Origin of the sequence: Mucilaginibacter yixingensis, from assembly GCF_041080815.1 — a bacterium.
Classification (GTDB): domain Bacteria; phylum Bacteroidota; class Bacteroidia; order Sphingobacteriales; family Sphingobacteriaceae; genus Mucilaginibacter; species Mucilaginibacter yixingensis.
The window spans coordinates 3,832,781-3,844,488 of sequence record NZ_CP160205.1 but is presented as its reverse complement, the minus strand read 5'-3'; the positions used below and the strand labels follow the sequence as shown (position 1 = coordinate 3,844,488).

Genomic DNA, 11,708 nt, shown 5'->3' with positions numbered 1-11,708 from the left:
GAAATCGTTCTGACTTTTACGTTCTTTCTCAGAGATTATTCAGCCGGTGGGCAATCTTTACCCGGCACATGCTTCTCAATGCGGGTATCAGGGATGATCCAGATGAGGGCAACTACCCAATACAGGGCAAAACCAACCCATGGGTAGAAGTAAGAGATGGCCATGGCGCTAAGATAAATTGCGGCTGATACTTTGCTTTTCTTGTCGTTACCAAACGCTTTTGCCAGCTCAGAATCGGGCCCGGCTTCCAGCACCAGTAAACGCGCCAGGATGATGTAGGCAATAGAGTTCATCATCAGTACAAACCCATAGAGCATAATAGGCCAGCGGCTAAAATGATTTTCGCCCATCCAGGCAGTAACAAACGGTATGAGCGAGAGCCAGAACAGCAACCCCAGGTTGGCCCAAAGCACTTTACCGTTAATGCTATCTACAGTATAAATCATGTGGTGATGGTTGTTCCAATAGATACCCACATATACAAAGCTGAGGATATAGCTCACAAACTCGGGTAGCAAGGGGAGTAACGAATGCACATCATCGCCGTGCGGAACCTTGAGTTCCAATACCATAATGGTGATAATGATGGCAATAACGCCATCGCTAAATGCTTCGAGTCGCGATTTCTTCATGAGTTATACTTTCACCGTAAAGATAAAAGCGGTTACCCGAATGTGCAAAGGTTGAGTGTGCTTATCAGCATTGTATGCCAGAAAACAACATTGCTATAAAGCAAATTAAGAACGTTAACGGCAAGGCACACAACGTTCCCCATAAATAATATTTGCCTTTGGGGTTTTGATTGCTGATGGCGATGATAGAGAACGTAACAGAAAACAAAGGGACGATGAGAAAGCTATAGCCACTAACATTGGCCCTGGAAATGAGTATTCCGGCCAGTATCATCAGTGCCGTATTGGCAAGTAACGCTATTAAAAATGGTTTAAGTTTCATATATCAATAAGGTTATTAGCAATCGCAAAAAGGGGGATCTGCTTCAGCATACACTAAGCTTGAGCCGCTTTGCCCTTTTTTAAGGTAATAACTGTTACTTCGGGCCAGATGCCCAGTCTGCCCGAAAATGCCAGGAAGCCAAAGCCCCGGTTAATATACAAATGTCTGCCATGATATTGCGCATGCCCGGCCCAGTGTGGGTAACGGTATTGCACAGGGCTCCAGCGCAGCCAGGCGGCTTCAATGCCAAATTGGGCGCCATGAGTGTGGCCTGATAGGGTAAGGTGGATTTTGGTTGGATGCTGTTTTACAATCTTTTCCCAATGGGTAGGATCATGCGAGAGCAGGATTTTGAATGCGCGCCCGTCAACTCCGCGCAGCGCTTTCTCCAGGTCGCCTTTTTGTTTAAAGCCTTGTCCCCAGTTTTGCACGCCGATGAGCGTGATCTGCTGCCCGTTTTTCTGCAGTGTCAGGTTCTCATCCAGCAGCAGGCGGAAATCCATTTTAGCGTGATTTTCTTTTAACCGGTCAAGGTTCGCGTCTTTCTCAGCTTCGCTGTCCCATTGAATATAGTCGCCATAATCATGATTGCCCAGGATGGAGAATTGCCCAAACGGTGCCTTCAATTGCTTAAAGTGATTGATGTAGGGCTCAATTTCCCAGGCGGCGTTGTTTACCAGATCGCCGGTAAAAACAAAGAGATCGCTTTTTTGCGCGTTGGCCAGATCAATGCCCCGCTGCACCGCGGCAGTGTTATCAAAACTACCCGAATGGATGTCAGATAGTTGGGTAATCGTAAAACCGTCAAAAGCCTCAGGCAGATCGTCAAAGTAAAGTGTTTGACGATGCAGTTTGTAGTTATATTTTCCTTTAAAGATAGCGTAAAAGAAAGAACTGAAAGGGATGGCCGCCAGCAGGACGGCCAACTCGCTGATAAATTTTCGTCGCGCCGGGAAGTAGGTTTCGCCTGCTTTTAATGGTTTGCCCAGGTGCTGCGAAAGCCCTACGGTAAACCGGCCCAGATCTCCCAGAGAAAGTACGATAGCAAAAAATATTTTGCTGATGAGGAAGGAGAGGAACAAACTTAACAGCCACTCATGATACGGTCGCATACCCTGTGCGTGGCGCAGGCTGCCCAGTCCTGCAAAAAACAGGATGGTTACGCCAAGCGAAATTACCAGGAAGCTGCCCAGTACAATCAACTGCCATCGGCGCGAAGGCCAGTCGGCTACCAGGGTGCGCAGCCCATAGAAAACATACCAATCCAGCAGCAGGCTCAGCGCCGCAATGATGACAAAAAACCTGATAATTCCGCTTCCGTGCATTTGGCAATATACTACAAGCCCTAAAAATACACAAAAGCGCCCTGGTAATGATTACGTTGAGATGACGGCGGGTTTTACTTGCCCGCAGCCGCAGTTTTTGCTAGTGTAAGTGCTTTTTGCATATCGGGGATGCCGTAGCCAAAAGGAATTGCCGGACTATCTGCTTTATCGCCTGATTTCCGGAAGATATCCAGCAAATCTTTATTGGTTAGTTGTGGATAGGCCTGCCACAGGCAAGCCGCTAGTCCGCAAATAATAGGGCTGGCGTAAGATGTCCCACTCCTCATTTCAGAGCTGCCTGATGTATTGATAACCGCAGCACCAGAACTTAATGACATGATGTCGGGCTTTACGCGCCCATCCACCGTAACATCCCAGGCAGTAAAACTGGCCAGTAAACCGGTTGGGGTAACGCCGCCTATAGTGAGCACGTTTGGCGAATCGGCAGGTGTGCCAACCCATGAGCGTTCATTACCAGAGCAACAAACAATAAATATACCCTTGGCAAAAGCCAGATTAGCCGCGCGGGTGGCAGTGGCGGTTTTGCCGTCCATGTCTTCAAATTTATATTGGGCAGCCGGTATATAGTAGTCATTGTTATAGGTTAATGATGAGTTGACAATATCCACGCCTACGCTATCGGCATATTCAATGGCGTTAACCCAGTAATCTTCTTCAATTGGATATTCGTCCGCTTCATCTTCAGTACGCAGCAGCCAGTAATTGGCATCAGGTGCGGTACCCACGTAGCTCCCGGGTTTATTAACCGCCATACACGATGTAACCCACACGCCATGGTCATCTATGGCATAGGGATCATGATTCTCATAAACAAAAGATTTTGCGCCTTTGATAGTGATATTATTGAAATAAGGGTTTGATTTAAGGTTAATAAACCCGGCATCAATAACGGCAATATCTATTCCCTTACCGGTAAAGCCGTTGTTGTGCAAGGCTTGCCCGTTGTTAACAGTAATATTAGTGGCGGCAGCACCATAGGTAATTGGCGTGACAATGGTATTGTGGGTGCCTGCCTGCGGCGCATCTGTATAAGCTGCGGGGGCGCTGCTTAATCTTTTACCCTGCCAAACCATGGTTACATCTTTTACAAAAGGCAGCGCTTTGTATTTTTCTACCAATAACTGATCAGAGGTTAAAACGCTTACCGTACCCAGCCATTTGCTTTGGGCCACTATAGTACCGCCTACATTTTTTATGGCTTTAATGTAATCGGACGAAATAGGCAGGTCTGTTTCATCTATGGCGATGTTTCTTTTCCGGCGGCGCTCAATAGCTTTGGCCGATAAGAAGGCTTCTGGCCGGGCAATAGAAAAATCAGATTGCCCTTTGTCTTTCAGCGTAATCCGATACTTATAATCATACTCGTCTGTTATGGTTATTTTGCATTTGGCTGATGCTATGCCGTTTCCCAATGTAGCTACTATGTTGGTTTGGCCGGCAACCAGCGCCTTAATAAGTCCGTCTGTGCCGACTGATGCAATTCTGGGATCCTCAGAAGTCCATGTTACCGTAGTTTCTGTAGAGTTGGCTATACTAACTTTTACGCGATAAGAGTAAGCGGGATTAACGGAGGAAATCTCCAGATGATCTGGGTCGATGCTGATGGTAGCAGGCGGTTGTGGCGTTTCGCTTTTTTTGCAGCTTACAGCTAATGTGCTGATAATAAATAGTAACAGGAAGGTGTAGGATTTCATATCTGCCGCTTTTTAAGGCTGTGCAAATATAGCGCTTTAACTATTGCTATAATGATTTTAAAGAATAGCTATTATCTCGTTTCATTCGTGCTCTGAGAGAGGTCTACTGCACCAGCAGATTACAGCCCCTGATATCTGAGTTATCAAAACGCCCCAAGACCTCAAAACTACCATCAGGCTGAATTTTACCCAGATCCTGCGTGGCTATAAAGCAACAGGAATTGATATTAGCCAGATCGATGACATTGATGCCGCCCGTCTGACCAGCACGGGTGAGGCTGAGCGGATCATTGGTATCGCGGGTGAGGACGCGCATCCAGGGTGGGCACTCAAAAATGCCGTTGCCTTTGGAGTAAGCTTGAGACAGCAGCTCGGTCATTCCATATTCTGAGTGAATAGCCGGTACGCCAAAGCCGTGGCAAAGTATGGTATGCAGTTCCTCGCGGATCATTTCTTTACGGCGACCTTTCATGCCACCGGTTTCCATAATAATCAGTTCAGGAAAATTGATGTGGTATTGCTCCGCAAAATCCAGCAACGCAAAGGTGACGCCGAACAAAATAGTTGGCTGCCCTTTGGCTTGCTGGCGTTGTAGCTGTACGTACAAATCATCGTGGTTGTAGAGGTAAAAACCGCTATCGGCATTGCCTGATTGCGCAATCAGATCGCGCACCATGTAGATGAGTGATGAGCCATCGCGTTCCAGGTAAGAGGGCAGCAGCGCCAGTACGCAATAGTCTTTGATATCGCCATAAAATAACTCAAACGCCCGGCGGAAGCTTTCTTCATACCACAAAACGTCTGTTACCTCATGGCTGCTGGTTACCATGCCTGTAGTGCCCGAACTGGTAAACGTAACCTGAGCCGGATCTTTACTGCTCAAAACCGTGTGGTTTTTAAAGAAAGAAATAGGTAGGAAGGGGATTTGCTCAACCGTGCTGATATTGGCTGGATCAACGCCCAGCCCGTCAATAAATTGACGATAGATATCATTATGCTGCGCCTGATGCCGAAAAGCCTGTAAGGCAATTTTGGCAAATTGCTGTTCGTTATCAATCCCAAATACTTCCTGGCGGCTAATCATGGCGGCAAAGGTAAGTAAAAATGTACCTTCATGTCATGCTGAGCGATAGCGAAGCATCTCTGACGCAGATCTGGAGGATGGTCCTCAGAGATGCTTCGTTCCTCAGCATGACATTGGGTTTAGTTGCTTCTGTGTTAAACCAGTCCTAATCTTCATTCTCCAATCCTCCCCCCAAACCTTTTTACCCCAGGGCAGTTAAAAATATAAAGCAAAAATCTATAACTATGAAAACTTTAAAAGTATTGATGGCTCCGCTGCTGGTGCTGGCCCTGGTGGTAACCACCTCGGCAAAGGTGGCAGATGACGGCAAGGAAACCGAGCGTGTGGAGAAATCTGCAGGGGTAATTCATGATTTTGGTAAGATGAAAGAGAGTATCCCATCGCAGTTGTTTGATCAGGCGCAGGGTATCATCATTATACCTAAAATGATTAATGCCGGCCTGGCTGTTGGTGGCAAACGCGGCAAAGGTGTGGCCATGGTTAAACTGCCAAATGGCGGTTGGAGCGATCCGGTATTTGTAACCTTTACTGGTGGTAGCTTTGGCTTGCAGATTGGCGTACAGGCGGTTGATCTGGTGTTGGTTTTTAAACACAAATACGTATTGACCAAAATGCAGAACGGTGATTTTACCATCGGCGGCGATATCTCGGTAGCTGCTGGTCCGGTGGGGCGCAGCTCTACTGCCAGTACAGACTATAAGCTAGAGGCCGAAGTTTACTCCTACTCGCGCAGTAAAGGTCTATTTGCGGGGCTGACTGTTAACGGCTCAAATATTTCGGTTGATAAATCGGCCATTGCCAATTTTTATGGTGCAGGCACCACTTCAAAAGAGTTGTTTGAGCAATCAAAGAATAGTTCAACTGCAGTAGTATCGCTTAAAGCATCGCTTAAGGCGCTGGGTAAGTAAATGTATTTCATCTCAATTATGTCATGCTGAGCGATAGCGAAGCATCTCTGCGGACAGGCTTGCTGGACTATCCTCAGAGATGCTTCGTTCCTCAGCATGACATAATTGATAGAAAAGACGTCTTCTTTCCACAGCAACAACGTTTTTGTGTTTTGTCGATTTTTATGCGCTACCTTTATTGCCGCTTGTCAGGTAACCCGTTCTGGCCTGACTGGCGGACTTTATACCGATGAAAAGATACTCCTTTTACAGCTTGCTGGTCGTTTCTGTGTTGCTGGCAGGTATGGCCTGGGCGCAAAATAGCAACTCGCCGGCCGACCGTATTTGTGGCCAGTGGATGTCGTCTGAAAAAAACCTGCTGGTTACCGTTTACCGTGACGGATCGACCTATAAAGGCAGGATGACCTGGTTTAAAGCTGAAGATAACAGCAAGACGATGGAAGAGTGGACAGATAAACATAACCCCGACCAGAAACTGCGCAACCGCAAGCTATTAGGCATGGTGGTACTCACTAATTTGGTGTATGATGCCCGGAGCCATACTTGGGAGGGAGGCCGTATCTATGAATCGCGTAGCGGAAAGACATGGGACGCCGCCGTTACCCTGCTAAATGATGAGCAAATGAAGGTAACAGGGTACTGGCATTTTAAGTTCATTGGGCGTGCAATGAGCTTTCATAAAGTGGCTGGACCGCCTACAGTGTCAACCTATTGACATATCAATAGTTGTACTTGTTTTTTAAGCTATTTTTTTCTTGCATAAATAAAAATTATTGCGGTTTTTTGCACCAAAATTCAGCACCCAAAAACACTGATAAAAAAGATGAAAAATCAAAGCTTAAATAAGCCATCAGCCAAGGCAGTATTTGCCAGGGTTGCCGCTGCTTTGCTTTCTACTGTTTTTGTGTTTTCACCTTCACCCCGACGAAGGCTTTTTATTCCCCGGGTTTGATACAGCCAGACGGACTGACCCAAACCCAATTAAGGTTTATTAAACCTTTCTCAATAAAACCCATTTTATTATTAAGGGCCGTAAGGCCAATAGTTTAACGGTAGTTTTTCGATTATTTCTGAAATGACCATACAAGATTTTGATATACAGGTTGCAAGCGCTCAGCATGTGGATTACGCAGAGCAGATTTGTATAGAGATGGCCGAATCGGCCAAGGCGCGGGGTACAGGTATTGCCCAGCGTTCGCCAGAATATGTAGCCAATAAGATGCTGGAAGGCAAGGCGGTAATTGCCTTGCATAAAACCGGCACCTGGGCTGGCTTTTGCTATATTGAAACCTGGAGCCACGGCGATTTTGTGGCTAACTCGGGCCTCATCGTTAATCCGGAGTTTAGGAAAGTTGGCCTGGCCAAGGCTATCAAGCATGCGGTTTTTGCACTTTCGCGTAAAAAATATCCTAATGCCAAAATATTTGGCTTAACCACCGGTCTGGCGGTAATGAAGATCAACTCAGACCTGGGTTATGAGCCGGTTACTTATTCTGAACTGACACAGGATGAAGCTTTTTGGAACGGCTGCAAAAGCTGCGTGAACTATGATATCCTGATGAGCAAGGGCCGCAAAAACTGCATGTGCACCGCTATGCTGTTTGACCCAGCTGAAAAAGCAAAGGAATACGAGGAGAAAATGAAAAAGATCACGCACAAAGCAACATTGTTAGAGCGTATTGAAAACGCATTAAAGCGTTCAACCAAAATGTTTACAGCCGAGCTGAAACACAATTAATAAGCAATCAACCCATCAATCAATAAATAAAAGCCATGGCAAGTGGCTTGATAAGGACCCTGAAGAATTAACGCATTTTGCTTTGAGCCTTCACCTTTAACCTCAAAAGAATGAAAAAGAAAGTAGTATTAGCCTATAGCGGCGGTTTAGACACTTCATTTTGCTGTATTTATTTGACCCGCGATTTAGGTCTGGAAGTTCACTCGGTAATTGTTAATACCGGTGGTTTTAGCGAGGAAGAGTTGAAAAAGGTAGAAGAGCGCGCTTTCCAAATGGGCGTAACCAGTCACCACGTGGTTGATGAGACCGAGAATTTCTACAATACTTGCGTGCGCTACCTGATCTACGGTAACGTGCTTAAAAATAATACTTACCCGCTGTCAGTTAGTGCCGAGCGTGTAAGCCAGGCTACCGCCATTGCCAACTACGCTAAAGAGATTGGTGCTGAGTATGTGGCCCATGGTTCAACCGGTGCCGGTAATGATCAGGTACGTTTTGATATGATCTTCAATATCCTGATCCCTAACGTACAGATCATGACCCCGATTCGCGATCTGAAACTGAGCCGCGAAGAAGAGATTGAGTACCTGAAGAAACATGGCGTAGACATGAACTTCGAGAAAGCCAAATACTCTATCAACAAAGGCATCTGGGGTACATCTGTAGGTGGTAAAGAAACACTAACCAGCCGCTATACCCTGCCTGAAGAGGCATGGCCAACTCAGGTAACTTCATCAGAAGTGAAAGACCTGGAGCTGACTTTTGAAAAAGGTGAGCTGGTAGCTATCGACGGTGAGAAGTATGATCATCCAACCAAAGCCATCCAGGCGCTGCAGGCAATTGCACAGCCGTATGGCATTGGCCGCGATATTCACGTGGGCGATACCATCATCGGTATTAAAGGTCGCGTTGGTTTTGAGGCTGCTGCGCCAATCATCATCATCAAAGCACACCATACGCTGGAGAAACACGTATTAACTAAATGGCAGCTGTCATGGAAAGATCAACTGTCATCTTTCTACGGTAACTGGCTGCACGAAGGTCAGTTCCACGACCCGATTATGCGTAACATCGAGGCTTTCCTGAATGATACGCAGGAGAACGTGAGCGGTAAAGTATATGTGCAGTTGCACCCATACCGTTTCAATGTGGTAGGCATTGAGTCTGAACACGACCTGATGTCGAGTAAATTTGGTAGCTATGGCGAAATGAATAACGCCTGGACCGGCGAGGATGTTAAAGGTTTCTCTAAGATCTTCGGTAACCAGGTAATGATTTATCATAAAGTAAACGGTTAAGAAAATGAGCGCAGGAGGTTTTTCTAAAGATAATTGCCTGAACACCTACAAATGGGGCGAGAACTGCGACGGCTGGACGTTTGTAGATACCGATGCCATGTCGGTTAAGCAAGAGTTGATGCCGCCGGGTACTGCCGAGGTGATGCATTATCACGAGAAAGCTACCCAGTTCTTTTTTATACTGAAGGGCACAGCCATTTTTAATATAGACGGAGCGGTAAAAGTATTGACTGAGCACCAGGGCATTGAAGTTTTGCCCGGCCAGAAACACCGGATCAGCAATCATAGTCAGGCCGATCTGGAGTTTACGCTGTACTCGCACCCGTCGACAAAAAACGATAGAATAAATGTTGAATAAAGTAAAAGCAGGCATTATTGGCGGCGCGGGTTATACCGGCGGCGAGTTGCTGCGCATATTGGTAAATCACCCATCGGTTGAAATTGTATTTGTAAACAGCAGCAGCAATGCCGGCAATTACATTTATGATGTGCATACCGACTTGTTTGGGGATACCGACCTGAAGTTTACCGGCGAGCTGCATTACGATATACACGTACTGTTTTTGTGCGTTGGGCATGGTGATGCACGCAAATTTATGGATGCCAACACGGTGCCTGATAGCGTGAAGATCATCGATCTGAGTCAGGATTTTCGTCTGAATGCCAAATCATCGCACCAAAGCAAGGCATTTGTGTACGGCCTGCCTGAACTGAATCGCGAAGCCATCAAAAAGGCTGCTAACATTGCTAACCCGGGTTGTTTTGCCACTTGCTTACAACTGGGCCTGTTGCCGCTGGCTTCAAAGCAATTGCTGACTGACGAGGTGCACGTAACGGCTACCACCGGCTCAACCGGTGCCGGCCAAAAGGCTACTTCTACCACGCACTTTACCTGGCGTAATGACAACCTTTCGGTTTACAAAGCTTTTGATCACCAGCATTTGAACGAGATCAGCGAGTCGTTGAATCAATTGCAGCCGGGTTTTATTCCGGATGGCAAAGCTACCGGTGCCATCAACTTTATTCCTTACCGCGGCGATTACACCCGAGGCATTATTGCCTCGATATATATAGACAGTAACCTGAGCGATAAAGAAGCCTTGGCGCTGTATCAAGACTATTATGCCGGTCACCCGTTTACCCACGTAACCGACAGGGACATAGATCTGAAACAGATCGTAAACACCAACAAGTGCTTCATCCAGGTGAAGAAACACGGAAACAAATTACTCATCATCAGTATTATGGATAACCTGTTAAAAGGTGCATCCGGCCAGGCTGTGCAGAACATGAACCTGCTGTTTGGTTTAAATGAAACTGAAGGATTGAGATTGAAAGCGACAGCTTTTTAAGCTGGGGCGAATAAAAATAAACGTCATTGCGAGGAACGAAGCAATCTCTGTAAAGGACAGTCGGAAATACAAGTCCACTGTGTAGTGTAGAGATTGCTTCGTTCCTCGCAATGACGAGGTTGATTACAGGGCTCATATTTACGACCCATAAACTAAAACAACAATGAAGTTATTTGACGTTTATCCAATTAACAATATCAACATAACCAAAGGCCAGGGTAGCCTGGTTTTTGATGATAAAGGCACTGAGTATCTGGACCTGTATGGCGGTCACGCGGTGATCTCTATCGGTCACACCAATCCGCATTACGTAAAGCGTTTGGAAGACCAATTGCATCAGATTGGTTTTTACTCAAACTCTATCGAGATACCGCTGCAAAAGCAGCTGGCCGAGAAGTTGGGCCATGTGAGTGGTAAAGAAGATTATCAATTGTTTTTGTGTAACTCAGGTGCCGAGGCCAATGAGAATGCGCTGAAACTGGCGTCGTTCTATAACGGTCGCAAAAAGATCATTGCGTTTAAGAAAGCTTTCCACGGTCGTACCTCGCTGGCTGTTGCCGCTACAGATAACCCGAAGATTGTTGCCCCTGTTAACGAGACCGATAACGTGATCTTTTTGCCATGGGCTGATGAGGCAGCGTTAGAGCAGGCTTTTAAAGAGCACGAGGTATCATCAGTAATTATTGAAGGTATTCAGGGTGTGGGTGGTATCCAGGTAGCACCTGTTAGCTTCCTGCAAAAGATCCGTTCGCTATGTGATGCTAATAACGCGGTATTTATTGCTGATTCTGTACAGTGCGGTTACGGCCGTACCGGCAAATTCTTCTCGCACGATTTTGCGGGTGTTGATGCCGATATCTACAGCATGGCCAAAGGCATGGGTAATGGTTTCCCAATTGGTGGTATCATCATTTCGCCCAAAATTAAACCGGCTTATGGTATGCTGGGTACCACTTTCGGTGGTAATCACCTGGCTTGTGCCGCAGGTTTGGCCGTGCTTGAAGTAATGGAGCAGGATAACCTGATGCAAAACGCAGCCCAGGTTGGCGGTTACCTGATTGATGAACTGAAAAAGTTTGAACAGGTAAAAGAAGTACGCGGTCGCGGCTTGATGATTGGTATCGAACTGCCGGAGGAACTGAGCCACGTGCGTAAAGAACTGCTGTTTAAACACCACATCTTTACCGGTGAGGCTAAACCAAACGTAGTGCGCCTGCTGCCGGCCTTGAACCTGACCAAAGCCTATGCCGACCGTTTCCTGGAAGCATTTGCACAGGTATTGAATAGCGTAAAAGAAACCGTATAATATTAACAATAAAAACTCTCCTCCCCTT

12 protein-coding genes are annotated in these 11,708 nt (G+C 46.4%); 7 read left to right on the top strand and 5 right to left on the bottom strand.

Translation table 11 applies throughout. The annotated features are described in order from the left end of the window. Positions 1–35 precede the first annotated feature (35 nt). The 5 genes from ABZR88_RS15555 to ABZR88_RS15535 form a co-directional block, all read right to left on the bottom strand. Complete coding sequence (locus tag ABZR88_RS15555; RefSeq protein ID WP_107826454.1) at positions 36–632, bottom strand: TMEM175 family protein; 597 nt, start codon at positions 630–632, stop codon at positions 36–38. Between the two features lie 64 nt (positions 633–696). Continuing rightward, positions 697–954, bottom strand: a complete 258-nt coding sequence (locus tag ABZR88_RS15550; RefSeq protein ID WP_107826455.1) for a hypothetical protein — start codon at positions 952–954, stop codon at positions 697–699. A gap of 53 nt (positions 955–1,007) precedes the next feature. Next, positions 1,008–2,279: a metallophosphoesterase gene (locus ABZR88_RS15545; RefSeq protein WP_107826456.1), complete on the bottom strand. Its 1,272-nt coding sequence runs from the start codon at positions 2,277–2,279 to the stop codon at positions 1,008–1,010. Positions 2,280–2,353: 74 nt separating this feature from the next. Further along, positions 2,354–3,994, bottom strand: a complete 1,641-nt coding sequence (locus ABZR88_RS15540; RefSeq protein WP_107826457.1) for a S8 family serine peptidase — start codon at positions 3,992–3,994, stop codon at positions 2,354–2,356. 103 nt (positions 3,995–4,097) lie between these two features. After that, positions 4,098–5,078 (bottom strand): acyl transferase, encoded by a 981-nt coding sequence (locus ABZR88_RS15535; RefSeq protein WP_107826458.1) that lies wholly within the window; start codon positions 5,076–5,078, stop codon positions 4,098–4,100. A 224-nt stretch (positions 5,079–5,302) separates the two neighbouring features. On the opposite strand from ABZR88_RS15535, the gene ABZR88_RS15530 reads away from it, so the two are divergent. The 7 genes from ABZR88_RS15530 (at position 5,303) to ABZR88_RS15500 (ending at position 11,680) form a co-directional block, all read left to right on the top strand. Further along, the gene (locus ABZR88_RS15530; protein WP_211309726.1) at positions 5,303–5,986 is read left to right on the top strand and encodes a lipid-binding SYLF domain-containing protein; all 684 of its coding nucleotides are present in this window, start codon (positions 5,303–5,305) and stop codon (positions 5,984–5,986) included. Between the two features lie 229 nt (positions 5,987–6,215). Then, entirely contained in the window at positions 6,216–6,701 is a 486-nt protein-coding gene (locus ABZR88_RS15525) for a DUF2147 domain-containing protein (protein ID WP_107826460.1), read from the top strand. Positions 6,702–7,061: 360 nt separating this feature from the next. Then, positions 7,062–7,724, top strand: a complete 663-nt coding sequence (locus ABZR88_RS15520) for an N-acetyltransferase (protein WP_107826461.1) — start codon at positions 7,062–7,064, stop codon at positions 7,722–7,724. A 110-nt stretch (positions 7,725–7,834) separates the two neighbouring features. Then, on the top strand, positions 7,835–9,022 hold the full coding sequence (gene argG, locus ABZR88_RS15515; protein WP_107826462.1) for an argininosuccinate synthase: 1,188 nt from the start codon (positions 7,835–7,837) through the stop codon (positions 9,020–9,022). Positions 9,023–9,026: 4 nt separating this feature from the next. Next, a complete protein-coding gene (locus ABZR88_RS15510; RefSeq protein WP_107826463.1) occupies positions 9,027–9,380 on the top strand; it encodes a cupin domain-containing protein in 354 nt (117 codons plus the stop codon). Beyond that, complete coding sequence (gene argC / locus ABZR88_RS15505; protein WP_211309727.1) at positions 9,370–10,374, top strand: N-acetyl-gamma-glutamyl-phosphate reductase; 1,005 nt, start codon at positions 9,370–9,372, stop codon at positions 10,372–10,374. The genes ABZR88_RS15510 and argC overlap by 11 nt, the downstream gene beginning before the upstream one ends. A gap of 163 nt (positions 10,375–10,537) precedes the next feature. Next, entirely contained in the window at positions 10,538–11,680 is a 1,143-nt protein-coding gene (locus ABZR88_RS15500) for an aspartate aminotransferase family protein (protein ID WP_107826464.1), read from the top strand. Positions 11,681–11,708: the final 28 nt, after the last annotated feature.